The 25,093-nt window shown below is 59.7% G+C and carries 34 protein-coding genes; 6 read left to right on the top strand and 28 right to left on the bottom strand.

What is annotated here, in order from left to right:
* Window positions 1–2: 2 nt before the first annotated feature.
* The 12 genes from GD429_RS06775 to GD429_RS06720 form a co-directional block, all read right to left on the bottom strand.
* Window positions 3–602 (bottom strand): TraE/TraK family type IV conjugative transfer system protein, encoded by a 600-nt coding sequence (locus GD429_RS06775; RefSeq protein WP_124759546.1) that lies wholly within the window; start codon window positions 600–602, stop codon window positions 3–5.
* Between the two features lie 7 nt (window positions 603–609).
* Window positions 610–978: a hypothetical protein gene (locus GD429_RS06770; RefSeq protein WP_227791566.1), complete on the bottom strand. Its 369-nt coding sequence runs from the start codon at window positions 976–978 to the stop codon at window positions 610–612.
* Window positions 968–1,444: a hypothetical protein gene (locus GD429_RS06765; protein ID WP_152856246.1), complete on the bottom strand. Its 477-nt coding sequence runs from the start codon at window positions 1,442–1,444 to the stop codon at window positions 968–970. The genes GD429_RS06770 and GD429_RS06765 overlap by 11 nt, the downstream gene beginning before the upstream one ends.
* Window positions 1,445–1,479: 35 nt before the next feature.
* On the bottom strand, window positions 1,480–1,977 hold the full coding sequence (locus GD429_RS06760; RefSeq protein ID WP_152856245.1) for a TrbC family F-type conjugative pilus assembly protein: 498 nt from the start codon (window positions 1,975–1,977) through the stop codon (window positions 1,480–1,482).
* Window positions 1,978–1,988: 11 nt separating this feature from the next.
* Window positions 1,989–3,014 (bottom strand): TraU family protein, encoded by a 1,026-nt coding sequence (locus GD429_RS06755; protein WP_227791565.1) that lies wholly within the window; start codon window positions 3,012–3,014, stop codon window positions 1,989–1,991.
* Window positions 3,011–3,679: a conjugal transfer protein gene (locus GD429_RS06750; protein ID WP_152856244.1), complete on the bottom strand. Its 669-nt coding sequence runs from the start codon at window positions 3,677–3,679 to the stop codon at window positions 3,011–3,013. The genes GD429_RS06755 and GD429_RS06750 overlap by 4 nt, the downstream gene beginning before the upstream one ends.
* On the bottom strand, window positions 3,676–4,197 hold the full coding sequence (locus GD429_RS06745) for a lytic transglycosylase domain-containing protein (protein ID WP_152856344.1): 522 nt from the start codon (window positions 4,195–4,197) through the stop codon (window positions 3,676–3,678). Before GD429_RS06745 ends, GD429_RS06750 begins: the two co-directional genes overlap by 4 nt.
* Window positions 4,197–4,445 carry a hypothetical protein gene (locus GD429_RS06740; RefSeq protein WP_152856243.1) on the bottom strand — a complete coding sequence of 83 codons (249 nt, stop codon included), beginning with the start codon at window positions 4,443–4,445 and terminating at the stop codon, window positions 4,197–4,199. The genes GD429_RS06745 and GD429_RS06740 overlap by 1 nt, the downstream gene beginning before the upstream one ends.
* A 111-nt stretch (window positions 4,446–4,556) precedes the next feature.
* Window positions 4,557–5,087 carry a hypothetical protein gene (locus GD429_RS06735; RefSeq protein ID WP_152856242.1) on the bottom strand — a complete coding sequence of 177 codons (531 nt, stop codon included), beginning with the start codon at window positions 5,085–5,087 and terminating at the stop codon, window positions 4,557–4,559.
* 103 nt (window positions 5,088–5,190) lie between these two features.
* On the bottom strand, window positions 5,191–5,961 hold the full coding sequence (locus GD429_RS06730) for a DsbC family protein (protein ID WP_152856241.1): 771 nt from the start codon (window positions 5,959–5,961) through the stop codon (window positions 5,191–5,193).
* A gap of 7 nt (window positions 5,962–5,968) precedes the next feature.
* Window positions 5,969–6,229 carry a hypothetical protein gene (locus GD429_RS06725; protein WP_152856240.1) on the bottom strand — a complete coding sequence of 87 codons (261 nt, stop codon included), beginning with the start codon at window positions 6,227–6,229 and terminating at the stop codon, window positions 5,969–5,971.
* A gap of 158 nt (window positions 6,230–6,387) precedes the next feature.
* Entirely contained in the window at window positions 6,388–6,720 is a 333-nt protein-coding gene (locus GD429_RS06720) for a DUF5658 family protein (protein ID WP_152856239.1), read from the bottom strand.
* Between the two features lie 220 nt (window positions 6,721–6,940).
* Between GD429_RS06720 and GD429_RS06710 the strand changes: the two genes are divergently transcribed.
* The 3 genes from GD429_RS06710 (at window position 6,941) to GD429_RS40935 (ending at window position 10,081) form a co-directional block, all read left to right on the top strand.
* Window positions 6,941–8,218, top strand: coding sequence for a zeta toxin family protein (locus tag GD429_RS06710; RefSeq protein ID WP_227791564.1), 1,278 nt, complete (start codon window positions 6,941–6,943; stop codon window positions 8,216–8,218).
* Between the two features lie 56 nt (window positions 8,219–8,274).
* The gene (locus GD429_RS06705) at window positions 8,275–9,492 is read left to right on the top strand and encodes a DUF1173 domain-containing protein (RefSeq protein ID WP_152856238.1); all 1,218 of its coding nucleotides are present in this window, start codon (window positions 8,275–8,277) and stop codon (window positions 9,490–9,492) included.
* Window positions 9,493–9,562: 70 nt separating this feature from the next.
* Window positions 9,563–10,081, top strand: a complete 519-nt coding sequence (locus GD429_RS40935; protein ID WP_227791563.1) for a hypothetical protein — start codon at window positions 9,563–9,565, stop codon at window positions 10,079–10,081.
* 19 nt (window positions 10,082–10,100) lie between these two features.
* Here the strand turns inward: GD429_RS40935 and GD429_RS06695 are convergent, their stop codons facing one another.
* From GD429_RS06695 to GD429_RS06635, 13 genes are all read right to left on the bottom strand, one after another.
* Window positions 10,101–10,673, bottom strand: a complete 573-nt coding sequence (locus GD429_RS06695) for a hypothetical protein (RefSeq protein ID WP_152856237.1) — start codon at window positions 10,671–10,673, stop codon at window positions 10,101–10,103.
* A 146-nt stretch (window positions 10,674–10,819) separates the two neighbouring features.
* Window positions 10,820–11,998, bottom strand: coding sequence for an SGNH/GDSL hydrolase family protein (locus GD429_RS06690; protein WP_152856236.1), 1,179 nt, complete (start codon window positions 11,996–11,998; stop codon window positions 10,820–10,822).
* A 255-nt stretch (window positions 11,999–12,253) separates the two neighbouring features.
* On the bottom strand, window positions 12,254–12,718 hold the full coding sequence (locus GD429_RS06685; RefSeq protein ID WP_152856235.1) for a hypothetical protein: 465 nt from the start codon (window positions 12,716–12,718) through the stop codon (window positions 12,254–12,256).
* A 295-nt stretch (window positions 12,719–13,013) separates the two neighbouring features.
* Window positions 13,014–13,502, bottom strand: a complete 489-nt coding sequence (locus GD429_RS06680; RefSeq protein ID WP_321574437.1) for a hypothetical protein — start codon at window positions 13,500–13,502, stop codon at window positions 13,014–13,016.
* 62 nt (window positions 13,503–13,564) lie between these two features.
* Window positions 13,565–13,927 (bottom strand): hypothetical protein, encoded by a 363-nt coding sequence (locus GD429_RS06675; RefSeq protein WP_227791562.1) that lies wholly within the window; start codon window positions 13,925–13,927, stop codon window positions 13,565–13,567.
* Entirely contained in the window at window positions 13,917–14,138 is a 222-nt protein-coding gene (locus GD429_RS06670) for a DUF1173 family protein (RefSeq protein WP_152856234.1), read from the bottom strand. The genes GD429_RS06675 and GD429_RS06670 overlap by 11 nt, the downstream gene beginning before the upstream one ends.
* A 19-nt stretch (window positions 14,139–14,157) precedes the next feature.
* Complete coding sequence (locus GD429_RS06665) at window positions 14,158–14,421, bottom strand: DUF1488 domain-containing protein (RefSeq protein WP_152856233.1); 264 nt, start codon at window positions 14,419–14,421, stop codon at window positions 14,158–14,160.
* 170 nt (window positions 14,422–14,591) lie between these two features.
* Entirely contained in the window at window positions 14,592–15,044 is a 453-nt protein-coding gene (locus tag GD429_RS06660; protein WP_152856232.1) for a hypothetical protein, read from the bottom strand.
* 14 nt (window positions 15,045–15,058) lie between these two features.
* Complete coding sequence (locus tag GD429_RS06655) at window positions 15,059–15,289, bottom strand: hypothetical protein (protein WP_152856231.1); 231 nt, start codon at window positions 15,287–15,289, stop codon at window positions 15,059–15,061.
* Window positions 15,290–15,331: 42 nt separating this feature from the next.
* Complete coding sequence (locus GD429_RS06650; RefSeq protein WP_152856230.1) at window positions 15,332–15,634, bottom strand: hypothetical protein; 303 nt, start codon at window positions 15,632–15,634, stop codon at window positions 15,332–15,334.
* A gap of 89 nt (window positions 15,635–15,723) precedes the next feature.
* Window positions 15,724–16,080 (bottom strand): helix-turn-helix domain-containing protein, encoded by a 357-nt coding sequence (locus GD429_RS06645; RefSeq protein ID WP_124759566.1) that lies wholly within the window; start codon window positions 16,078–16,080, stop codon window positions 15,724–15,726.
* Between the two features lie 5 nt (window positions 16,081–16,085).
* Window positions 16,086–16,388 (bottom strand): type II toxin-antitoxin system HigB family toxin, encoded by a 303-nt coding sequence (locus GD429_RS06640; protein WP_124759567.1) that lies wholly within the window; start codon window positions 16,386–16,388, stop codon window positions 16,086–16,088.
* A 333-nt stretch (window positions 16,389–16,721) separates the two neighbouring features.
* Window positions 16,722–17,213 (bottom strand): hypothetical protein, encoded by a 492-nt coding sequence (locus tag GD429_RS06635; protein WP_152856229.1) that lies wholly within the window; start codon window positions 17,211–17,213, stop codon window positions 16,722–16,724.
* Between the two features lie 183 nt (window positions 17,214–17,396).
* Here GD429_RS06635 and GD429_RS06630 point away from each other — a divergent pair, with 183 nt between their 5' ends.
* Window positions 17,397–18,515 (top strand): hypothetical protein, encoded by a 1,119-nt coding sequence (locus GD429_RS06630; protein ID WP_152856228.1) that lies wholly within the window; start codon window positions 17,397–17,399, stop codon window positions 18,513–18,515.
* A 410-nt stretch (window positions 18,516–18,925) separates the two neighbouring features.
* Here the strand turns inward: GD429_RS06630 and GD429_RS06620 are convergent, their stop codons facing one another.
* Together GD429_RS06620 and GD429_RS06615 are read right to left on the bottom strand one after the other, a co-directional pair.
* Window positions 18,926–19,243: an H-NS family nucleoid-associated regulatory protein gene (locus tag GD429_RS06620; RefSeq protein WP_152856226.1), complete on the bottom strand. Its 318-nt coding sequence runs from the start codon at window positions 19,241–19,243 to the stop codon at window positions 18,926–18,928.
* Between the two features lie 68 nt (window positions 19,244–19,311).
* Window positions 19,312–19,890 carry a hypothetical protein gene (locus GD429_RS06615; protein ID WP_152856225.1) on the bottom strand — a complete coding sequence of 193 codons (579 nt, stop codon included), beginning with the start codon at window positions 19,888–19,890 and terminating at the stop codon, window positions 19,312–19,314.
* A 320-nt stretch (window positions 19,891–20,210) separates the two neighbouring features.
* On the opposite strand from GD429_RS06615, the gene GD429_RS06610 reads away from it, so the two are divergent.
* Window positions 20,211–21,413, top strand: a complete 1,203-nt coding sequence (locus GD429_RS06610; protein ID WP_321574436.1) for a Fic family protein — start codon at window positions 20,211–20,213, stop codon at window positions 21,411–21,413.
* A gap of 287 nt (window positions 21,414–21,700) precedes the next feature.
* On the opposite strand, the gene GD429_RS06605 is transcribed toward GD429_RS06610, so the two are convergent.
* Window positions 21,701–22,441, bottom strand: coding sequence for a CPBP family intramembrane glutamic endopeptidase (locus tag GD429_RS06605; protein WP_152856223.1), 741 nt, complete (start codon window positions 22,439–22,441; stop codon window positions 21,701–21,703).
* Window positions 22,442–22,938: 497 nt separating this feature from the next.
* Here GD429_RS06605 and GD429_RS06600 point away from each other — a divergent pair, with 497 nt between their 5' ends.
* Window positions 22,939–25,089: a type VI secretion system Vgr family protein gene (locus tag GD429_RS06600; RefSeq protein ID WP_152856222.1), complete on the top strand. Its 2,151-nt coding sequence runs from the start codon at window positions 22,939–22,941 to the stop codon at window positions 25,087–25,089.
* The last annotated feature ends 4 nt before the right edge of the window (window positions 25,090–25,093 follow it).

The following is a 25,093-nucleotide window of genomic DNA, read 5'->3' as shown; positions in this document are numbered from 1 at the left end:
CATCACTTCTTCTGTTGAGCTTTGATCCATTCGGAGTTGTGCGCTTTGTCTCCGGAATAGGCGATGACGTCGTCCATCGTCATCCGATAGTTACTGAACCGCACCGGGTATTCGAAGACCCAGGGCTCTGCGGTGTCGCGCGCAGCGTTGACGGTGTGTACTTCGCCTTGGACGAACACACGGCCGAGCTTCTCGTCTGCTTCAAAGCGCTTAAGTACGAAGTAGTAACTGCCGAGCTCGTGCTGAGCTTTCAGGAGCTCGATCTTTTGATCGATAGCCAGGCTGACCTTGGTATAGGCCGCTGGGGACAGAAACGGTTGGACGAAACGCTTCGTCGATTCACCGTTGCTGGGATTGACCGATGCGAGCGCGTTGGTGACGGCGAAGGCGTACGCTTGCATCGCGCCGACGTCCATGCCATTCCGTTCGATTCGCGCCCCATCCGGCATCCCCGGGACTTGGGTCTGAATGATTACGGTCTGGAAAACGACTTTGAGGGCCAATAGCAACGCAACAACAGCGGTACATGCATTGCTCAGCGTCAAGCGCCGGTTGTCTCGCCGCAGGTCTGCGACGGACCGCTCGCGATTTGGAAGATCCATGGGTGCTTTATTCTGCGTTGGCGTCGGCGGGTCGAATCTTTTCGATCAGCCGGTTGGAGCCGGGGTTGATGATGGTTGCGTCACCGATAAACAGGGTCCGCTGAGACTTGAAGCCCTTGCCGTATCCTCTGAGCCCGAACCGGAACAGGAACGCGCGCACGAATCCGTCAAGTTTCTGGCCGCGCCACTCGATGTACTTCTTGTTCGCGCGGTATCCGGCGTAGGGAATTCCAAGGTAGGCCCAAGTCCCATAGAAGTGACCGAGAATCAACGCTGCTAGCACGGCGACAATCAGGATGTACGTGTCTCTGAACTGGACACCTAGAAAGGCGCTATCCGAGCCGCCGTACTTCGGAATGCGGAATTTATTCGACACGACGTGCCCCCTTGTCCCAGCAAACAAGATGCTTTTGCCAGTCGACCGACGAGGCGAACCCGGACGAAGGGACACATGTCTTCTCGCCTACCACAATCACCTTCGGCCAGTTCAGCGCCAATCCAACATGGCGCTGGGCGTGATGGCCCGCGCGCCGGGTCGACGCCGCGCGCTTGGGCGCCAACATCGCCTCGCGGGTGTTCCAAAGTGCGGCCTCCTCCTTTTCACTGAAGAGGTCGTAGTTCTGCCGCGGTGCCTGTCCCAACATGAAGCGTTGCGACTGGCGACCGTCGACGGTATCTCGGCTCGAGTACACGTAGTCCCCTCCCTGCGGAGAATCGATGACGGCAGCCCCCGACTCATACGGGCCATGCGTCGTGAACGCCACCCCGTTCGTCGGCGGCACCGCGAACACCGGCGTCGAGACCAAAATCGCGACCACGAATTCGGTGATAGGTTTTTTCATACATTAATTCTAATCAGTACAAACACGGATCACAATTAATATTTGCTGCCGTAGGCGGAGTAGTACATCCTCGCGGAATAGTCGCGTGCGGACTGCAAACTCGATGTCTGCGCAAAGAACTTCAGAGCTTGCGCGAGGCTCATTTCGCCCGCGACTTTCGAGTACTCGCCCGGGTTCTCGCTGCTACCGTGGGCGACAACGAACGTCGGTGCCGCGGCTACCCGGTAGCGTCGTGTCAAGACCGGATCGACGATCCAGCGCGCGGGCTGCTTCGCACAACACACAGCGTTGATCTGGGCGGCATATTGCTGAGTACCGGTCAGCGTGCCGTCGCTCCCACCAAATCCGGTTAGAACGATCACGGCCTTTGCCTGACTCGCTTCCCGCGCGAGCTCGATTACCGACTGGGCCGGCATTCGGGTGGAAACGAAGATGAAGGTGTTCCAAGGAGCCGCCATCGTTTCGACGAGCGTCGGCTCGGCAAGGGCTGAGTTTCCGAGGCAGAACGCGACAGCGATGAGTATTCGTTTCATGATGGCCTTTGTTACTGAATGGTCTTGGTCGCGCAGCAGTCTTTACGCTGGAAGACGAAGTAGCCGTATTCCTTGTCTTGCGGGCGAGCAGCCCCCATCTCTTGGAAGGCAAGTGGGCGGCCGATTGGCGTGCACATGTTGTCGGGGAAGGGAAAGACGCGATTGGTTTTGTACTGGCGCTTGTCCATGACGAGCTGCGGCACGCCGAGCGCGCCGCAGGACTGCAGGGCGTCGTTGCCGGCTGTCGCCTGCGCTGCCCCGGCCGCGTGGAGTTTCGCGAACAGTCGCGCGATCATCAGGTGGGAGACCTGTTCGGGGGTGTTAGCGATCGCGACGTTGCCGTTCAACGGGTACATCGGGCCCCAGGCCCCCGCTACCCAGAACAGCATCTCCATCGGAAATCCGAATGTCGCGGAAATCGCGTCAGGCAGCTCCGCCGCAATGCTGGGGATGCCAGCAAACGGATAGGCATAAGGGGTGAGCATCAGTGACAGCGCATCGTCGTTCCATGTTGGATCGGCCCAACTCATGAACGGCACGTCAAAGGAGCGATTGTCGAGGCACGGGTTGTTCACGACGACGCCAAGGGCCGACATCACGGGATTGACGTACTCGTTGACATGCATGAACGCGGCCTTGCGCTTTCCCCCGATCGGCGCCGTGGTGTAGGTCTCAGCCCCGTATTCGGCCGCGTTATACGGGGTCTTGATATCGATGCCACCGAGCAGCGGCATGCAACCGGGCTTCGTCGTGGTGTCGACCATGTAACGCGGCTCCCAGAACGAAACGGGCGTGCCGACTGCGAGGTTGTTCGCGCAGACGCAGACCGGGAAGTGACTCGCTCCCGTGTCGTAGTCGTCGCCCGATACCCCCATATTGATGAACCCGCCCATGATCGAGATCGGGAAGATGCAGTCGTAGCAGATGTCGGTGATCAGGTTCGGGAAGCTACCGTTGCATATGGACTGGGCCTGACTGCCGCCGGCGAGGCCGAACGCGAATACAGCAGCTGCCCAAAGGCGCATGAAACGCTTCAATTTGTACCTCCCATGCCGAACTGGACCGCGAGCTTGTCGCCCTGCTGGTATACAGCTGCGGGAACGCTATTGATCTGAATGCCGTAGAGCCTGCCGAGCGTATTGATGATCATCTTTCGCTGGTCCAAGTAGAAAGGAACGCCGGTGCCACCGTGCCAGGGTTGGTTTGCATACCTGAGCCGCATCGAGTACGGGGATCCGGCGGTCAGCACGATCTTCATCGGCTCGTTCTGGCTCCGACGGACTGCGTATTCGACCTGGCGCGGATCGTTGCCATCGATGAACAGCAGCCCGCTCGTAAGGGGCATGACCTTCAGCGGTTCGACGACCGTCCCTCGACGCACAACGACCTTGCCGTTCTGATCACGGTAGTCCTGGGGGACCACGAACCGCAGCGTGTGCAGTTCGGTGCGGGCAGAATAGTTGGTCGCGATGCCGAGAGGCGGCGGATTCTTGATGCTGGCGATCGTCTTGTCGCGATAGGTCTTCCAGAAGGCGTCAAGCTCGCCAGATTGCTGCTTCCTGCGCATGACGTCTTTGATCTGGTCAGCGGCATCGCGGTCGAGCGCGTAGGTTTGCGCTTTCGTTCCGAGGTCTTCGGCGTTCGCGCTCAACGTCAGCGCGGCGAGGACGAGTACAGCGGGTAATCTGAATAGTCGGGTCATTTGTCCACTACCAGTGTCGGTCTAGGAGGGGCTGCAGGCGGGTTGCTGCGGTGGTCAGGCGTTGTCGGGATTGGTGTCGGTCCGCCCCGAGTTATGCGTTCGAACGACGCGCGCACCAAACGCGCGTACTCGATGCGGGCGCGCTCCTTGTTCGGGGCGATGCCCGCGCCGTATGCGCCGACGGCGCGCCACGTGCTCCCGTACATGCGGACGAAATCGGCGAGCAAGAACGCGCCGACGTTGATGTTGGTGCACCCGTCCAGCAGATCGCCCCGCTCGATCCCGTATTTGCGCAGCCACGTGAGGTGAAACGGCATGATCTGCATTACGCCAATCGCGCCGGATTTCGCATTTGTTACCCAAGGCCGGTACCGCGACTCGACATGACCGATCGCGCGGAGCAGATCGACGTTAAGGTTCCTGCGATGTGCCGCGTTCTCAAAACACGCGTTTAGATCGGCGTGCGCTCCAGTGCATACGAGTAGTAGTACTAAAAGTAGAGAAAAAATGCGGACCATCATGCAGCACGACGTAGTGCCCGACGCGCAAGGTTCCGGATCACGGCCGCTCCCGCGAGGGCCAGCTCGGCGGCCACTGCGGCGAAGATCAGATAGAAAGCAATGGCGATCACAAGCGGCGCCATCGGTCCGAGGTCGCCGGCGGTGAACATGATGAAGCCCGCGGTCGACAACAGCGTTATAACAGCGACATGGAGCGTCGTATGCCGGCCGCGCTGAGCCAGCCAAGTCAAGAATCGGCAGAACATGTTATTTCGGGTATCCGCTTTCGTGGTTGATTTCGATATTTCGCGTTGCGTTGCAACCTGGTCTTTTGCGCCAGCGTGGCCGGCGTTTCCATGGTTTTTGACGAGGATTTTCTACGCACTCGTCTCGGTTTCCGAACGCACTCGAAAGCTCATGATGAACAATGCAAGAGCAATAACGGCTACGAGCGCGGCCACCAGATCACGGCCACTGAAGTGTGCATACAGTGCGCCTGACACCGCCAACCATGCGGCGAAGGTCACGAGCAATTTTCGGACACTTCCCCCAAACAAGTTCAAGCGGGTGTGCCTGTTCAGCGGCCTATAGATTCCATACCAGCCAGATAGAGGGATCGAAATCGCGGCAATGCCTCCAATAAGCCAGTCCGAGAAGGAAGACAGTGCTGAAGCATTTACATGCAGAATGTAAGGCACAAGAGGGTTCTCAAAGACGAAGACCTTGGTCAAGGTTGCGCCTATGAGCGCGCAGGCAATCTCATAGGTGCGTGAGTCACCTGAAACCGCAATCGCGGCGATGGCGATCGTCAACGCGCACACGACCAGCACTACCAGACTTGGCACTCCCAGCCAGACCGCGGCCGCGCCCGCGATCAGCGTGGCTGGAATAATCCCCATCCCTAACATGCAAAATCTCCTATATGGCTACCGCCCTACGCCACGTGCTGTCGAACCCTCGTGGTTGCGTCGCGTTGGGGTAACGCAAACCGACAGAAAAAGCAGATGCCGGTTATTTCGAGGCCGTCAGGTTGGCGTGCGATTTTGCGAGTTGCGCCTCGAGCCGCGGTGCGGGTACAAGGCCCGGAATCAGCGTGCCGTCCTCGAAAACCAGTGCCGGCGTGCCGGCGATGTTCCACTGTCGTCCGAATTCGAGATTGCGTGCGATCGGGTTGTCGCAGGTGGGCTGTGCCGACTGCTTGTGCTTGGCCAGGTAGTCCTGCCACGCCGTTAGCAGCTGCGGCTCACGTGTAACGAGCGTGAGGTCTTGGTAAGCCTTCCATGCCGCGGCACGGTCCTTCTGGCACCAGATCCCTTCCGACACTTCTGCAGCGTTCGGATGGCCGGCGAGCGGGAACGGGAAGATATAGATGGTGACGTCGGTCAGCTTCGTGAGCGTGCCTTCCAGTTTGCGGCAGTACGGGCAGTCCGGGTCGGAGAAGATGTAGAGGCGTCGCGAGCCGCTGCCGAATTTGATCGCGTCGTGCAGATTCAATTGGGCGACGTCGATGCGTGGCGGGTTTGCGTCGCGAATCGATTGGGTGAGGGACCGGTGCTGATTGAGGTCAACGACCTCGCCGGAAATGAGGATCGAAAGATCGTCCCGAACGAAGAAGACGTCGCCGCCCTTTGCGACAGACCAGAAGCCGGGGAATGCGCGCTCGACCTTCGCACCCTGCGCGGCGGGGAAACGCTTGACAAGCTCTTCGGGGAAGCCGGCGTGGGCCAGAGCGGCGTAGCCGGCGCAGATGAGGCTGAGGGTGACTTTGGCAAGGCGACGCATGAATCCTCTATTGATCGTTGGAGCGCCTCATGAGGCGTATGCGCACCTCCGGCAGCTCGGGTTTGTACTGCACGATAAATTCAATCAGCGAGTTCACATTGACCCAGGTCCGCGCGCGCCCGCGCTGCGTAAAGAGGATGTGCTCGACGTTCGACCGGTTAAAAAGCGCGAGAAGGATGTACCCGGTCTCAACCTCCTCGATGATGAAGTCCTTAATCGTTCCTGCGGTCGCGGCTTGCTTCAAATCCGTTTCATAAATAGTCTTCATGCCCTGCTCCAGTCGCTAGATAGCGAAATGATACCGAACGGAGCTGGAGCGGCCTGACAAACCTATGTCCCGCACGCCTTCGAGAGGAATTCAGTCGGTCGAGTCGGTGGGAGCGGTGCTTCGCGAAACATCAAAACATCAAAAACGGCATTTTGATGTTAGGCATAGTAGTTGTTGAATACAACCCCGCTGTACACGACGATCACGACGCTCAGACAAAGGGCGAACTCGAGTTCGTAGAGACCTTTGTGCTTGCGCCAGTAGAGGAAACCGGCCGCGAGCATCGTGAGGCAGGTCAGCTTGATGACGGATACGATGCACCCGAGGCTCATCCATTGGGCGAGCCAGTTGACCATCTTGTTTGCTTCGCCGCGAGTATGCGCGGTGGCCAGCGTGCTGTGCCAATCCAGGATCTGGAGGGTGGCGGCGACGCCGAGAAGCATCGGCGTGCGGTACCTCGAGATCGTGGATGTGCGTTGGTCGATCCTCATGTTTTCCCCGTGTCGGCCTGAGATGGATATTAAGTTGTGTCATGGCCGATGATGAGTATAATTTAATTCGCACCGTGATGCATCTGCCCGCGTTGCTCGGTGGCAACTGGGAAATCGGCCTATTCGAGCCGGATCTATCCGCCAAAGACGGCGGCCGCTAGCGTTTCGGGTGCGGGTGCAACGACGACGGATATCGAAATGTACTCAGCGCATCGGCGCGATGCCGGACGAGCTGAGAGAAAAACAATTCAGCCGGGGTGAGAGGATGAGATTAGAGAATATCCGGTACGTCAATTTCGACGAACCAGATCGGCGCGGCGTTCAGGATCGCGCGATCGAGGCAGCCAAGACCGATCCCAAGAAGCTCATCGATGCGTATCGGAATGATTCACGGTCGTTTGACGGTCGTTATGTAGCCGCAGATTTGTTCAAGGAAACGTTTGCGGAATTCAGCGCGTCTCGAGAGTCTCGCAATCGCTACAACAACCCGGTCCACAACGCTGCGGCTGTCCTGTCCTCCGCGCTGTTTGCGGAAAATCTTGCGGCACCGCGTGTGAGCGGGCGTGATACCGTGTATTGCTTGACGGGGTCGCCTGGGGCGGGGAAAACCTCGATGGTCCTTAAGTCCGGTGAGCTGCCGAAGGACGCGGTGATGGTCTTTGAGGGCCAGATGTCGAATTTCGAGACCAGCCGCGACAAGATTCAGAAGGTGCTTGATGCCGGCTATCGGGCGCATATCATCGTAGTACACGCCCGTGTAGAGAACGCGCTCGACAACACCCTGCAGCGCTTCTATGAGGAAGGACGCGGCTCGAGCATTGCGACGATCGCCAACATCGTCGGGAACTTGCCGGAGTCGCTCGAGCAGTTACACAATTTCTTTGGTCAGAATCTGCTGCTCGACGTGGTTGACGTCCGAGACCGGGCAAATCCGGTACAGCTGCAGGGATTCGAAAATGTCGACGTACTGAAATCGGAAGGGAATTATGAGCACATCCAAAAACGACTCCGGCAACGTGTCGAAGACCAACGTGAGTTCGGACGAATCGATGAAGACGCCTACCGACAAGCCGTCGGACTCCCACCGCGAGATCGCCACGAGCTGGATCCAGCAGGGCATGAAAGGCATCAAGGAGATGCACGAGAACGAAGCAGCACGGCAGAAGGTAGCCGACAAGCTGTTCTGACTTCTGCCCCCTCCCCGGAGCAGGTCGGGCGGTTGCCCGCCGGGCTCCGAATCACCGAATCGTCGAGTCTCGGTCGCGATATTGTCGTCCAGGGAAAGGTCGTCGACGTCTCCGACAAGCATGTCGTTGTGCAGACGGGACGAACGGACGCGGTGAGATTCGCGAAAGACGAACTGAGTGGCAACGTCCACATCGGGCAGAACGTGCAGATGAAGCATGACAGCCACGAGCAGAAGCAACACGTCGATCAGTCGCGCGAGATAGCGAAAACGCCGGGCCACGAGCAAGGTCGCGGTATCGGTGAGACCTGAAAGATTCGGCGCGGTCCGGATCCGGACGATTCGGGCGCTGCCCTCACGGGGAAATCATGCTTCGTTTTGAAATCGACGGCCGGACGTTCTCCGGCGACGACCCGGGACTGCAGGGGGCACTGGCACGCGTCCATCGGTCGAAGATCCGTCCGCTTTGCCTCTGCGTAAGGCCAGGCATTCCGATGTACGTGGCCAAGGTCGAGGGGCATTTCCTGATCAAGCGCATGCCCGACTCGGGCGCGTCGCATTCTGCAGACTGCACGTCGTATGAGCCGCCGGCGCAACTCAGCGGACTTGGCGAGGTGATGGGGCACGCGATCCAGGAGGACATCGAGGACGGCACCACGAGTCTGAGATTGGACTTTGCGCTCAACAAGGTCGGCGGCCGGGCGCCGCCCGCGCCATCGAACGCCGAGCAAGACAGCATCAAGGCGGAAACGTCGAAGCTGACGATCCGGTCATTGCTGCACTATCTGTGGGACGAAGCACACCTGACGCATTGGCATCCGGCGATGGAAGGAAAGCGGAGCTGGGCGACTGTGCACAAGTACCTGCTGCGTGCCGCACAGGGAAAGTTCACGAAGGGCTTGCACCTTCCCAGTTCGCTATACGTGCCGGAACCGTACTACGTCGACCGGAAGCATGAGATCGAGCAACGACGGAGCGCACTGCTCGCCTCCGCTGAGAAGTCGAGCCGGCCGGGCAAGAAGCTCTTCATTGCGATCGGCGAGATCAAAGTCGTGGAGGCGGCCCGCTACGGGCACAAAATTGAGCTCAAGCAGGCGCCTGACTTCTTTTTCATGATGAGCAGCGAGCTCAACAAGCGGCTCAAGGTGTTTGCTGCCGAAAAGAGTCTGTGGAACGCGTTTCCGGAGATCCACCTGGTCATGATCGCCACATTCAGCGTAGACACGGCCGGTGTCGCGGACCTCGAGGAAATGGCGCTGATGGTCACGAACGAGCAGTGGATCCCGTTCTCCAATGTTGAGGAAAAGCGCCTGCTCGAGTCACTGATCAAGGGGCGCCGGCGGTTCGTCAAAGGCCTGCGCTACAATCTGCCGGCGACGCGTCCGTTGGCGTCGGTGATTCTCAACGACACCGAAGACAAGCACACGGCCGTGTACATGGTGCCCGGCAATGCGACCGAGGCATATATGACAGCGCTCGGCGAACTCCTCGACGACGATCGGATGCATCACGTTCAGTGGGCCGCGGGCGACGCGATGCCGGTCCTCCCGTCGGCAGCCAGCCGCGGCGCCGTCGAGACCGCATAAGCCGCGCTGGGTAGCCGCTCGAATTCGACTGGCTGTCCCTCCCCCTGTCTCGTCCCCTCTTTTGTTGTGTATGACGGCAATCGCGATCTTTCAAGCGGCCACCGCGCGTGGCGTCGGCCTCTACCTAGTCCCAGCCGTTGCGGGTTCGCTTGTCATATCGCGCTTTGCCCGAGGGGGCGCGCTGTCCGCATTCATCTGTTCGCCGTCGACGCTCGCGCACGAGCTGCTGCACCTCGTGATTGGGCACCTGACATTTGCTCGCCCGGTCAGCCTGACGCTGTGGCCACGGCGGACCCGGGACGGCATGTATGTTTATGGGGCGGTGGAATTCGAGAATCTCCGCTGGTGGAATGCCGCGCCCGCCTGTTTGGCACCGTTGCTTGGGTTCCCGATCGCTGCGGCCGGCGCCTGTTGGCGTACTCAGTCAGCGTCGACGGTGGACGGGTGGGATTTGTTGGTCTGGATCGCGCTCGCCCAGCTGATGGCCGGGTCGTGGCCGTCGGGCACTGATTGGCGACTCGCCGGGCGGTCATGGCCGTACGCCGTGATTACGGCGGCCGGCCTGTTCGGGTACCTGAACTGGCGCTGATGTCGGGACGAAAAAAGATTCAGCGCCGGCGCTGAAGCCGATTCAGAAACCACTCAACGACATCCAGCGGCGTCATCCAGAGGTAGACGACGACGGCCATCAACGACGATAGAACGAAGGCGGCCGCGGCAATGAGCGAGTCGGTCCGGCCGAAGATCCACGCCGCTATCCACGCGATGAACACGAGCGCCGCAAACAGCGCGATACTGGAACCCCACACGTGATGGCAGATGAAAAGGCCAAGGCCTTGCGTCCCCGCGCAGTATGCACCGCCAGCCCACATGCTCAATAGCCATAGGGTGATGAACGCCGTAAGCAGCACAAACCCGGTGATGCGCTCCGCGTGCGCTTGGAACCACGAGCCCATTGCGAGTCCTTTCGTTCGTGGCGGCACTTGCGGGCGTAGTCGGCGGAACAAGAGAAACGGCAATCCAACGATCGTGAAGGCGGTAATGACGAACTGGACGACTACGACGCCTGAGGCGAAGGGGCTGCCTGGCGCGTTGGACGTGAGGTGCGTGAGGACTGCTGGTGCGAGCGCAGCGGCAAGGAAAATGAATAGACAGAGCGTGATCTGGCCGATCTTCTTCAATTAGGCCTCCCTGCGTGGGTGGTGAGTCATTTTCGCATGCGAAATCGGTCCTGACATTGGGGCGCACGCGGGTGCCATTCCGGTAGTGCGCGACACGCGAGAAAAAGGGGCGCATCTGCGCCCCTCTCGTTCCAGCAGTGTGGGCCTTAGCTACCGAGGCCCGCTGCCGTCAGCTGCTGCTGCACTTGCTGCGCGAACAGTGCGTGCAGGCGCGTCGACGGGTTGAAGAGATCCGCGAACATGTACGCTTGGTCTGCGCCGGTGGCCGTATAGGTCTGCGGCGAGCAGAACAGCGCCGATCCGAAGGCCTGCGGGTTCGCAACGCCTGCCTTGGTCGCGTTCGCGATCATAGCGTCGATGTTGCAGGCCGTGCCCGTGTTGCCGACGGTGAAGCCGCTGGTCTGGTAGCTCGCGATCACGCTATCCTGCCACGTCGACAGGTCGACGAGCGTCAGCTTGTTCGCCGGGATGCCCAGCGCCTGCACCGATTGCGAGAGCACCGTGTTGTACATCTTCGCGAGTCCGCTGAGCAGCTGCTGAGCGGCCACACCGGAGCGTACGGCGTATGGGGTCTGGCCGAGGTCCGGCGCGTTCACCAGGACCACGCGCGTTGCACCCGCCGACGCGATCTGCTGGACGACACCCGCGAGCGCCTGAGCAACCGGCGCGAGAGCCGCCCCGCCCTCTTTCTGGACCGCCAGAGTCGGGTCCATGCCGCCGGCAACGTCGGCCGCGATCGCCGATTGAAGCGTCGGGGCCAGCGACAGGATGTCGTTCGTCCCGCCGTTGACGAGTACCAGTTGGCCAGCATTGAAGCTGCCGTGCGCCGTCAGGTAGTTCTGCAGCTGCTGAGTGACAGGAACGGTAGTCGCCTGCGAATAGTCCGCGTTCGCGGTACCTGGCGAAGCGTGCCCGATACCGATTGCCTCATGCACGCGAGCGCCGCCTTGCGCGTAGCCAAAGCCGGTCGACGCGGTGAGCGGCAGGCCAAACCCACCTTGGTATGCGGCGGTCAGCGTGCCGCCGTATGCGGTCGCGATCTTTTGCGCCCACACCTCACCCGGGTTCGTCGTATAGCGGCCGCCACCGAATCCCAGCAGAATGTTCGGCGCGTACGTGCCGACGTCGGACAGCTCGTCGCCGAACGCGACGACTTGGAGTTTCACGCTCCCCTGCGCGTTACTCGAGGACGGATTGCTCGGTGCGGCGCCATCACCCCCGCCTCCGCACGCGGCGAGAGCCACGAAAATCGCAGCGGCAACCAGAGTTTGGCTCATGCGCTTGATTGAACGGGTGGCGTTGAGGTTGGTCTCGTTGAACTTCATTGTTGTGATTCCTCGTTTTGGTTTTCGTTGTTGGTGTGCCGGCCGCGCTGAAGGACTATCGATGCATGCCGACGAGGGGGCCGCTAGCATCCGATGTGGTGAAACGTCTACGACGTCACCGCTCAGGACGTGAAGTCATTTTATCAAAACATCAAAAATGATGTTTTGATATTAACCGGCCAGGCGATGTGGATGTCTTGGTCTCGATGGGTCGTATGAGCCCAAGGCATTCAAGCGGTTATCGGCACGCGAGTGTCATTCTTGACCGTGCGAGCGAGTTGGCACGCTATCGTTTTCGCGACGCAATGCGCCGCGGTACGCCATCCAGACGACAACCGTGTAGGCGAGGATCGCGGGCCCCAACCAATAGTTCTCTGCCATCAGTCCGCGTTTCACGGTGCCGGTCACAATTGGAACGTCGGCAGCCCATAGGCCCCAAGTCAACACCACGTATGTCGCAGTGCCGCCCATTAGCGCGAACATAAACCGCATAAGTTGGGTCGACAGAGATACGGCAGGTGTCGTTCGCGCAAGCAGGAGGAACAAGACGCCTCCGCCGGCAACGAATAATGCGAGTGCATTGATCTCGCCGATCACCGTTCCACCTTTCCAGCTCGGGGCGAGGATGGCCATTCCGGCCGCCTCGACGACGCAGAGCCCCGACAGTGCGTACCAAATGCGGCGTGCGGTTTCCTTTTTCAGCAAATATTCCCTCGTCATGTTTCTATCGCGTTCGAGTGCGACACCGCTTGCTATCGACAGCAATCTGATATCGGATGAGACAGTTTGAATCCCGACCGGCGGAACGGTCGATGACGCCCGGTTGCCCAGTTAGTCACGTGCCGGTGCCATATGAGGCTGTTTACGACGTCGATCGCGATCCGATCAATTCTAATCGATACGAGGACTGATAGAAATTCGGGTGTGGCGCTGACTGCCAACTCGAGAGCGGTTGGCGACCGAACTGGGTCGTTCCTCTCGGGTCGCGATCGGTGTTGCGCGCGTGCTGAGTGCTTTACGACACGACTGAGAACTGTCGGCGCAGGTAGTCGCGGATGGGTACGCGGCCGCGCTCGTCGAGCTCGCAGAAAAAGTAGACGAGCGTGTGCATACCGGCGAGGATCACTGGCGTTAGCAAGAGCGAGTCACCAACGCTGCCGCCGCCAATTCGGGCGAGTCCATTGGTTGCGTGGCAGGTGTATGCGCGATACGCATCCGCCGGGAAGATGGTGAAGAAAGTGGAACAAAACACCGCGGCGGCTGGGAGGTTGCGGTTCAACCCGCGGCCTCGGCGCAGCCAGATCACAAAGCACAAAAGGTAGGTGCCGGGGACGACATGAACGGCCGCGTTGTCGCAGTAGGAGAGGGTCGCCGAAATCAAAAGCGATCCAGCAAGCAATGCTGCGGTCAAAGCGTCGAGTACCTTGAACAGGCGCGGCAGATAGGCAATCGCGATCGCCAGCGGTATGCCGGCGCCGATCAGGTCGAGAGAGACGGAGTTCACGGTGGTTCGTCGGGGCGTCGATCGCCCGTGTTCGGCAGGTTTTCGGCGCGGTGGCGGGAGGTTCAGCGCTGCAGGCGACCATGCTTGACCAGACGCGAATCGATCGCGCCTTTCGTCCGCCCGTGCTTCTTGGCGAGTTCCTTCGGCACGACGCCGGCATCGAAATCGCGCAGCAGCAGCTCGTCCTCTTCGGGCGACCATGCCTTGCCCGCGTTCAGGGGTTTCGCGCCAGAGGGGGGCTGTCTGTCGTCGGCGTCCTCGCGAGTGCGAAGCGCCTGAGCAGCCGCGAACAGCGCGCGAATGACTTCCGGGTGATTGAATGGCCCCTGATCCGATAGAATCTCGCCGGTGATCGGGTCGATGCCGTTAGCGAGTCTCTCGATGATGTCTTGTGGTGACATGGATTCTTTGGTTTCAGGGCTCATAAAATTCACAGTCGAGCGAATGCTGGGCACCCGTTTGCCGCCCTGGTTTGATGACATAGATTGCTCCGCGCTTCGCAATGCCCATCTCGATACCACCATCGCGGCAAAGACACCGCGGCGTGGTCTGCGACGCATAGGCGGTCGCGAGCGCTTCGCTTAAATGCGGGTCATCCGCGCTGTACGCGGTATCGCCAATCTTGAAGTACGTCATTTCAGCTTTCCGCGTCGCATCAGCAGTCGGTCGACATCAATAGGCACCGACCGGCGGGGATGGGTTGGGGGATCAATACGCGGGCGACCGTCTCGATCGCAGGCCTGTTTGCCTCGAACGCGAATACGAGGTCCGCGCCGTTTGCGGTGCGCACACCAAAATGATCCTGCAGCGCCTCCGCCGAGATCTCGCACGTCACATCGATCCCGTTGAACTGCGCTCGAAACGCGACAGTCGTGTTCGGCGTGTAGATGCCGGGCGTGTTGAAAAAGTGAACCGCCATCGTTTTCTCCTTTCCCTAGAGCGCGGGGGCGTAGGCTGTCATCAAGATCCCGTGCCTGCCTGAGAACGTCAACTCGACGAAAAGTCCGCCCGATCGGCAAGGCTCGCCAAATCTATCGAACCCGAACGTACTCACTGATACGATCTCGTGCCTCTTCGTGTTTTCCGCTTTCAGGTCGGCTGCGCAACGTACTCGCCATTCGGACGCTTCAGCAACGTCTCCGGCAAACCGTTGCGCTCGCGTCGCACCACTTTCCATGCTTCCAAAGGGCCCCCGATTACTTGAACACGAACTTCCTTCGTTGCCGGTCCAACGACGACGCAGCCCATTGATGGGATCTCGTACGGCCTGCCGCCCATCCAGTATGCCTTCTCCGGGTCCTCTTCTCGAGGACACACATCGGTTCCAACGATGGACGCCGCGTGCCCGTCTATCAGAACCCGATATTCGGGCGCCATAACCAACTGAGTCTCTGGTAACGCGGCTTGACTCATGTAAAACCGAGCCAAGCGCTCGGCGTGAGGAAGCGCGAGTGCGATCAAGACGATCACGACGGTGACGCCGATCGCGATCGCGCGAGCATGTTCCTCAATGTGGCCTAGTCTCGAGCGGATTGCTTGCATGAGTTTTCCAGTGTCTACAGTCGTGCGGGTACGAACTCCAGTTTCGTCCAGGTGTTCATGTCGGCCGCGTCACTCCGCGTATCGACGATCCACGCGCCGTCGGCGTACGAACAGAGAGCCAGCGAGTTGTCGGTGGATAGGAAGCTGTCGGCCTCCGGCGAATAATCTTGACCGCGCGCGAGCATGCGCCGAGCGAGTTCAAGCAGCTCGGAGGTGACTAGCGTGGCGGGGCGCGCAATTTCCATCGGTTCGTTCCTCAATCCAGTCCAAGCCTGCGTATTCCGTTGTCAGTTCAGCAGTGACAAGAATTTGTCCTTCTGACGGACGTCGTGAGGCTGTTGACTCGATATGTGCCTGACCCAGCTCTGGTGCTCAGCACTGCGATTCACCACCTGCCGGGCATCGGCTTCGACTTTAGCCAGTGCGTTTTCCGACCTCATCGCGTCTTTGTTGCGGCACCAACAGGAAAGCCGATGCCACCAATTCCGATAGTGTGTTTGAACCAGACCAAGCTTGTACTTGGCAAGCACGGCGCGGACCTCGCGCTCGGCATCCGATTGCACCGAAAAATCTGCTGTTGTGAGCGGCATACCCTTCTCCGGTTTTCCTTCGTCTCTTAGATCGTTACCGGGCGTTCGGCGTACCATCGTGCGGCATCGCAGCCCTCGACTCTCGAGCTCTATGCAATGAGTACTTCGGCCGGGATTTTCAACTCGCGATTGAGGCGGCGGATCATGGCCAAGCTCAGCCCTCGCTTCCGATTGAGCACTTCGTAGACCCTGTTCAGATTGCCGAGGTACGGCTGCATATCGCTGGCCGACAAGCCGGCCTGCTCCATGCGAAACTTGATCGCCTCAATCGGATCGGGTAGGTCGAGCGGGAAATGCTCGGCTTCGTAGCGTTCGATCAAGGTTGCGAGGACTTCGAGCTGGTCCCCTTCCGGTGTGCCGGGAGCGGGATCGACGTCGACCAGGGCCGAAACGATGTGCAGGGCCTCTTTGTAGTCGTGTTCGTTGTGAATCGGGCGGATTTCCATATGGGCTACTCCAGCTCTACAGTTTCCGCATCGATTCTGTCGTACTCACCGTGAGTGCCGACGAATTTGATGTAGACGACGCCGATGCGGTAGGCGATCGCCACAATGAGCCTGTAGTCGTTTCCCTTGATGTTGAACACCACCCTGTTTCGCCCGACGAAGCTCACGGACGAATACCGAGCCTTAATGTCTTGAGGTGTCATCCACGCGGCTTTAGCTGCCTCCTCATGCCACGCGAGCAGCGACTGCCGCGCGACCGGGTGCTTCTCGCAGAATGCCAGCAGAACCCTTTTCGAGATTATTCGCATGGGGAGAGTCTAGTCCCATTTTGGGACTATAGCAAGTCTTGCTCGACGTCCCGTTTGCGCCCCAATTCTCTTCCCTCAGGCAGGGTGTCATCCCTCAAGTCCCTGACCATTTACCGCGCACGGCTGTTTGGCGTGTTGAAGGCGTGCGCGCTAGAAAGGGGCTCGAGGTTCCCGACGGTCCCCCGAAGCCGGTGCTCGTCGGAGAAACTGGGCGACGCGACGCCCCACCCTGCCGCCGCACCGGTCCTTCCTTCAACCGTGCATTATCGAGGGGGCTTTTCGGAACGCTGTCTGGCTAGGCCGAAAAGGACGCGGCGGGGACGTATATCCAAATCATTCAGTTTCCTGGTTGGCGCCAAGCAAACCTTTTTTTGGCCGGCGAATCACGCGCCACACATTCGGGAAGCTGGGCGGAAGCTCGGCGGCGCAATTGTATTTGAGCGCTGCCGCCTTCACCCCGGCCTGGACGCAATAGGTGTCAGCCCATTCTGTCAGTGCGCGACCTCTCGGTAACTTTCTGGGGAGGTCGCGACGGTTCTTGATCTGCCGCCGGGCCTTGCGATAGGCGACTACCGTGAATTTTCCGCAGTTGGTACTCCCGATAGCCAGCAAGCCGAGTGGAGGCGCAACGAAGCCGAATCCGATAGCGTAGCCGAGAAGATCCGCGCCGATCGATCGCCAGAGCCAAAACGAGGTCGCCAATGCCAAGACGCCGCTCGCACAGAGTGCAACCCCGACTTGAACGTAGATGTTGTGGAAGAATGGGACAAGCCAGTCGGATTTGTATTCTTCGATCGGGTTGCTAACCGGGTTGGAGGTTTGCAATGACGTAGCAGGTATCCTTGTTGTCGAACTCAAGGCGCTTCCTTCGGTTGAGTGCGGGGCTGAGAAATGACGAAGCCCGCCAGCGTGTTATCGGCCCGGAGACACCAAACCTTAGACGGCCTGCAGCAATTCCGACATGACGCTCGGTGGCGGTAATGCTACGACCGTCGACGCGGGAGAGGAGTGGTCGACAATCTGACGACCGCGCCGTATCAGAAGTCATCGCCGTGTTGTGCGCCAAATATCGATGCCATTTTCCGTGACGGGATAGACCCGGGGAGCGAATGCATGAGCCAATTTTTTGCCGATCAGATCGATCAGTTGGACCTGGCGCTCGACCAATTGGCGATGAAGGATCGCAATTTCGACCGCTTTGCGCTGATGCTGATCGACAACGTCGTCGAGTTGACGCTGCATCAGCATGCGCAGGACATCAGCACCGACGCGATAATGTATCCACCTGACGACGGGCCTCGCTTTCCCCCCGCCAATGTTGCTGAAGCACTGGGACCACGTTTTGACGGCAAGGTCCGGCTCGCACGCGATGCAGGCCTTGTCTCGGACGACCTGGCTCGCACGATCAAATATCTCCATGGCTTTCGCAACACCGCATATCACCGAGGCGCCCGGCACGAGGGCATCCTTCATGCCCTTTCGGCCTTCTACGCTCGGGTCGCATGTCAACTGATGCAGCGGTATCGGCCAATGTTTTGGCCGAGCTCGAGCGCGGACCGGATCTCGCATCGTGTCGTCAAGTATCCTGGGTCATCGAACCTGGCGTGGTCACCCGACACATACAAGAACGCGTGGCAACGTCTTGCAGATGTCGCGGCGCAGCTCGGTGACACCCTGATCGCCGATCTATCGGCCGACATGACGGCGACAATCGATTGGGCAAACAAGCGCCTCGTTGAGATGGCCGACTATCCGACGCCGGTGTCGAAGTCGCTTGATCAGGCGGTCATTGACTACCAGGTGTGGCCTACGGCGTTCTCGACGCTTGGCGAGAAGTACGCGTCCGAGCACGGCGGGCCGGCACCGATGTCACCGGACTATATTGCGTGGATCACGCAGCACTTTCCGTGGCCCCAGCCGACGAATCCGATTCCGTCCTGGCAAAAGCGATTGACCGCACTAAGGAATGAGAAAAACGCGCACGCTGCCCTGCAACGGTATTGCGAATTTATGCAGCAGACAGAGACGCTGCGGGCACAAATCGACATGGCTGCCGACCAACTTGAGGCGTATATTCAGATGCAGGTTGACAACGCCTATCTCGAAGAACAGAGCAGGATGCCATGATGGCAGCGATGTGTGAGGCTCGCGGCCGGCGCTGCACCTGTGCCGCTCCCTCATCGAGCGTTGATGCAACGAGCGAGCGGCGAAAGGACGGAACGTGGACAGAAGGTCAGGCTGCGACGCCCGACGCGCGCCTAAATCGAGCCTCGGCGCGCCTGCCTATGATCATCGCAAAGCAACAACCAATCGCCAAGACGACGCCGGCTCGGGCGAGGTTATAGGGTGTGGCGACCGTCGACCATCCGAGCGCGCGATGAAAGATCAATTCACATGCGATGCTCCACAGGATGAATACGGCGATAGCCCGACGCAGGCCATAACGGGATGCTGCGACGTCGACGGGGTTTCTTCTGGGCTTCAATTACCACCTCTATGGTGTCAGTTGGGGCGAAGTGAGCGGAGCGCTCGAGCGGTCACTTGATCAGAAAACGGTTTCGATTCTTCGCTTCAGCAATCCAGGCCGGCGCGCGGCCGCGCCCGGTCCACGTGGCACCGGTTTTGGGATCCTGGTATTTCGGAGTCGCTTCGACTTTTGCTCGCGTCGTTCCGGTCGTGCGCGAGGCCCGCTTGCGGCCGAACACATCCTGTTCCGTGAGGCCAAACTCCGCCACTTTCGCGCGCACGTCGGCGATCACCGCTTTGATCTCTTCTGCGCGCAGTTGAGCGGCTTCTTGCTGCAGGGTTGCAATTTCAGCGTTCACCTGCGCATACGATCGGTTGCGTTTCGTCATCGTATTCCTCCTTTTTGTCAGCATTTCAGGCGTTTCGGGTAATCTGCCATGACGGGTTTTTATTAAATTCATATTGTGGAATTTAACAGGATCGCACATGCGCAACTAGCAATGAATGTCCACGGAATCGCTTTGCGAGCGACATCCGTAAAGGGATCCCCTAAAGTCTCGGTGGAGCTTTGCCCCATGAACAGCATCAGCCCGGTGCCGAGGACCCAAACGCCCACGGCTATCAGGCCGAGATACTGCCTGCGCACGAACCCTATCATGAACGCGATGAGCAGCAATACTGCACCGCCATAGAGTGCCGCCGGCGGCATGAATTGGGCGAACGAGTCAATAGATCTGAATGCCAGCGTAATTGCCGTTGATGCAAAGAGTCCGACGAACAACGCGCCGATTGCCGTGGAAATTACCTTCATCAGTGAGATTCCCCGATCGCTGTCGATCAATTTTATGCGAATTGCCGCCTTCAAATCCAGCACGCCTACTTCGCAGCCTGGAGTAAAAGGGGCGAGTTGCAGATGACGCGGATTTACAGCTTCTCGGCCAATTCGTCGTTGCGGCGCACCTGTCGAACACCGTGTTCGATTGCGTCTCTCAGGCACGTCGAATGATCGCTGCGCCTGAGTCGTGGCGACGGACACTGTGCGTTTCCCCTTGGCAACAAGTGCCTTGAGCTCGAGTGCATTGCCCAGGAGATCGTCTCCTCAAGGCGGGCATGCCATCGCCCGCACATCGTGCCCATCCTGCATTAACGGCATCGCGGCGTCATGCATGAGGTTAGACGCGTCCCCCCTACGCTATGTCACTGGCATGAAACGGGGCGTGCCGGGTTCAGATCGAACACACGAACCCTACACCGAACTGTACTTTCGAAGTTACCTGAAAATAGAATTCTGCATATTTGTCAATGACTTGGGTGATATATTGTGGAGCTTGTAACTCTACCGATTCCCGACGAAAAGTGACCACCGTAGCATCGTTCGAGCCGCTGTTTCCGGAGGACCGCGTCATCGATCCGCTTGTGGATCGGGCCGCTAGGTTGATCAGCTCGTCGCAGGAACTGCTTGCGGCGCGCGGAACGCCGCTTGCCGACGCGCTAGTTCCGCAGCTGCGCGCGATGAATTCCTACTACACGAACAAGATCGAAGGCCAGCAAACTACGCCTGCGAAGATCGAAGCGGCGCTACGGCGTGAATTCGATCTTGACGCCGCCGAGCGTACGAAGCAGCGCTACGCGGTTGCTCATATCGTGGCGCAGGAGTCGCTCGAGGCGGAATGGCATGGGCAGCCGTTTGGGGCCCTGTTCGATCGGGACCATATCACGACGATTCACGATCGCTTCTTCGCGCAGCTTTCGCCCGAAGAACGGCTGACTTCTGAGGGGCAGAGGATCGTTCCAGGCGAAGTCCGCGACGCCGACGTGGTCGTTGGTCGCCATCGAGCACCGGCGCCGGAAATGGTCGGCCCGTTGATCGACCGACTGGCGACACGCTATGGGAAGATTCGAGGGCGGGAGCACCGGGTAATCGCGCTGGTCTGCGCCCATCATCGGTTGACGTGGATCCATCCATTTTTTGACGGGAACGGGCGTGTCGCGAGACTGCATTCACACCTCGGTCTGAAGGCCGAGGAGCTGACACACGATCTCTGGTCCCCACTTCGAGGATTGGCCCGCGAGCATGAGCAGTACTTCGCGCGATTGAGCGAGGCTGACCAGACACGCCGCAACGATCTCGATGGCCGCGGCAATTTAACCCAAGAGGGATTGGTCCGTTTCGCGGCGTTCTTTCTCGATTGCTGCGTAGACCAAGTCGATTTCATGATCCGGATGACGGAATTCAAGGGCGTCAGGCAACGCATCGTCGACTTTTTGCGTTACCTCGACGCGAACCCGTGGGCGCTCGGGTCCGAGCGCTCCGTGATCAAGCCGGAGGTGTCGGCGCTCGCGCTGGAATTCGTCGCGCTGCAGCGCTCGGTCAGCCGGGCGGAGTTTGCGCAGATGCTTGGTGGGAGCGATGTCCTTGCGCGTCGGATCACAAGGACGCTGCTCGATGTTGGGCTCCTGCAGTCGACATCGCATCGGGGCCCACTGTCGTTCGGGTTACCGTTGTCGAGTCTTCGATTCCTGTTTCCTCGCCTTTGGCCTGAAGTTGACCAGTCGTGACCAGGTCTTGTCCGACACCCTCGATCGACTAGACCGCCAGGGGGCGCCCAGCCGAGCCGCCGCGATGCAGAGGTCGCAACATGCCCTGATACGATGACAGGAAGTCGCGAGAGCGTGTCCACCGCTTATGGTCGCTTGGCGATGGGCGACCGAACCTCCTGCGACCCCGAGGGCTGCCGCGACGGCAATTGCAGTAGCCCTCGCCACAACTTCATGACGTTGGCACGCGTGATTGCGTCGTGGCACACGCGAGCACCCGGCACCTCGGTGACCGCCATGCAGCCCGATCAGGCAATCCGAACCATCAGTTGGTCCATGGCCAGGCCCAACGCGATCGCATAGGCGTGGAGCACGATAGACAACACCATGCCGTTGGAGCGAATCCTCGCGATCGCGAAAACTACGCCAACTAGAAACATGGTTAAGCTGGTCGTCCAGTATTGGTAGTCGTGAACATGGGCGAAGTAAAGCGCGGTCGCACATACCGCGAGCGTCGCAATACCCCAGTTCGCGCGGAATGGGAGCGCGGAGAGTAGAAAATGGCGGAAAGCCAATTCCTCGACGATCGGCGGGAACACGAGCAATGAACCGATCATCACGACGATCTGGAAGAAAGTCTTTGACTGGAAGAGTCCGGCCATGATCACCTCGCGCGGCTGGTGCAACAGCCATCCAAGCGCGTTGTCCGCCAAATAAACGAGCGTGATTGCCGCGACGCCGGTGACGACGTCTCGTCGCCGAATTGTCCCGACGACTTGAATGTCTGGAAAAAACACGCGTCGATGGAGGTAGAACATGACGGCAAGGAACACCAATGCCGGCACGTACCTGAAGAGGATCACGTACGATGCGTAGACCGATTGCAGATCAAGGCTTACCACAACCACCGGAATGATAACGTTCTCGATAAACCGGTAGACACCATAGACCGCCGGCCCCAAAAAAAGCACGATCCAGCGCCAGTTCTTAGCAAACTCGTACGCCCCAGGTCGGCCCGGGAAACTCGATTCGGTACTTGCACTTGCCATAAGGTGTACTGCTCCAATTCAGATAGGTTGTGGGGACATCTCTACGATCGCCCTGACGTAGGAACGAACGAGATCAGGATCGCCCCGCAAGATGCCTTGTGACCTTCGAACGATGCAAAGCTGTTCGCCCCGTAGGCGCCGGTCAACAGCTTCGTCCAGGTCACATTGATGTCGGCCGGCACACGCGCGACCCTGCGCCGTGGCGAGCCGCAGCCGGGCGTCGCGCCGCTGCTCTAGTGGGGCGCAGCGCCAACAAAATACTTGCCGAACCGGGAAGCGCGGCAGGTCGAAACAAATGTGCCGATTGTTTCATCGTCCGAATTAACGAGCGGAACAGCCAGACGTTGCCAGCCGTCCCGCGCGGAATCATATCCGAAGCGTTCAGATATGAAATAAAGGGGCGGATGTCCGCTAGTGTTTTACCCGAATTTCTCCTACATTAACGAGGCCTCGGGCCGGCTGGCCTGACGGACAGAACCTGAGACGAAGGAAGAACAATGAGTTTCGCTCCGAATGGCGGCGTCCCGAACGGCCTCGGCGGCAGTGCGCTGGGCGCTTTGACGCCGGTCAGCAGCGCCTTGGGCGGCCTGGCCGGCTCCCTTGCCTCCGGCGTCGCCGGACAGCTTGGCCCGCTGGCGGGATTGGCCGGTCATCTCGATACCGTGCAGCGCGCAACGCAGCTCGCACAGACGGGTTTCTCGCTGATGGAGAAGGCGCCCAGCGCGGTCACCGAAGCGCTCAACAACGCGACCGGCACCGCTCGCCTGACGCAGCTGAATCGGTACGTGACGGTCGACACGCCGCTCGGTCCCGACGTCCTGCTGGTCAGCGCGGCCATCGTCGACGAGTACGTGAATCGCCTGCCGGAAATCCACCTCGACCTGCTGTCTCACCAGCACGACCTCACGCCCGATCAATTGATCGGCCAGCAGATCAAGCTGAAGCTGGACCACAACGCCCGGCAGTCGACGCTCGAGCGCATTGTCGCGGCGGGCAACACGCAAAACGACCGCTACTTCGACGGCTATGTGGCCGCGTTCGATCGGGTGAGTCACCCCGGCCGCGTCACGCAGTACCAGATGTCGGTGGTGCCGTGGTTCTGGTTCCTGACACGCTCGACGGACTGCCGGATCTTCCAGCACAAGACCCTGCAGGACATCCTTAACGAGATTTTTCAGGAACACGGCTTCTCCGACTTCGTATTCGACATCCGCACCGAGCAGAAGCCGCTTGAGTATGTCGTGATGTATCAGGAATCCTATTTCAACTTCTGCACCCGCCTGATGGAACAGGAGGGGCTGATCTGGACTCACCGCTACCAGAAGGACAAACACATCCTTGTGATCGGCGACACGAACCTGATGTTCAGGCCGATCGACGGCATGGATACGGTGCCGTACGCCGACAGCCAATCGAGCGAATTCAACGGGATCGATCAGCTATACGAAGGCCGGCGCTTCGGTGTCGGCAAAATCGCCTATCGTGACTTCAATCACCAGAATCCATCTTCGCCGCTGATGCTGGTCGAAGCCGGTCCGGAGAACCTCAAGCACGCTCGGCTCGACGCGACCGAACGCTTCGAGCACCAGTCGCTGTACGACCATGGTGACGACGGCAATCGGTACGCGCGCATCGCGATGCAGGCGGAGGAAGCCCAGGCGCACCGTTACGCCGGCGGCGGCCACGCGTGGCGTATGACCACGGCGGGCTGCGTAACGGTCACCGGTCACCCAGTTCTGGCGAACAACCAGGAATACGTGATCCTTCACGTGCGCCACGAGGCCGTAAACGACTACACGCAGCACGACACAAAACTGCCGTATCGCAACAGCTTCGCGCTGCTGCCGAAGAAAATCCCGTTCCGCGCGCCGCGCGTGACACCGAAGCCGGTGATCCACGGCACGCAGTCGGCGATTGTGGTGGGACCGAAAGGCGAGCAGATCCACACCAACGGCAGTTGCGTGAAGCTGCACTTCCTGTGGGACCGGCGCGGCAAGATGGACGGTTCCGACTCGATGTGGGTGCGCGTGTCGCAACCGTGGGCCGGCGACGGCTGGGGCGCGGCCGCGATTCCGCGGATCAAACAGGAGGTGGTCGTCGCGTTCAATCAAGGCGATCCGGATAATCCGGTGATCGTGGGCCGCGTATACAACGGCGAGCAAGGCAATCCGTACCACGGCGCCGGCGGTCAAACGATGGGGATCAAGAGTCAGACGCACAAAGGCGCGGGCTCGAACGAGTTGCGTTTCTCCGACGTGAACGGCCAGCAGGAGTTCTTCATGCACGCGCAGAAGGACATGAATACCGTGGTTGAGAACAGCGAGACGCACAAGGTGTTCGGGCCGCTGCGCACCGTCCTGGTCGCAACCGGCAGCGAAGAAAAGCAGATTCCCCAAGGCAACCTGACCGAGACGATCGCCCTGAAGCGCAGCACGACCGCGACCACGGTTGAGGTGCTGACGCCGGCGAAGGATGGTGGAGGAGGCACGCAGACCCACCAGGCCGACAACAAAATCCTGCTGGAGGTCAAGAACAGTTCGATTTCGTTGACGCCGGACGAGATCCGCCTCAAACACGGAAACTCGGTCATCGTGATCAACGACGCGGGCGTGACCGTCAACGGCCAGCGCATCGACCTCAACAAGTAACGCG

Origin of the sequence: Burkholderia sp. BE17 (assembly GCF_009362305.1) — a bacterium.
In the GTDB taxonomy this organism is placed as follows: Bacteria; Pseudomonadota; Gammaproteobacteria; order Burkholderiales; family Burkholderiaceae; genus Burkholderia; species Burkholderia pyrrocinia_C.
This window is presented reverse-complemented; position numbering and strand designations above follow the sequence as displayed.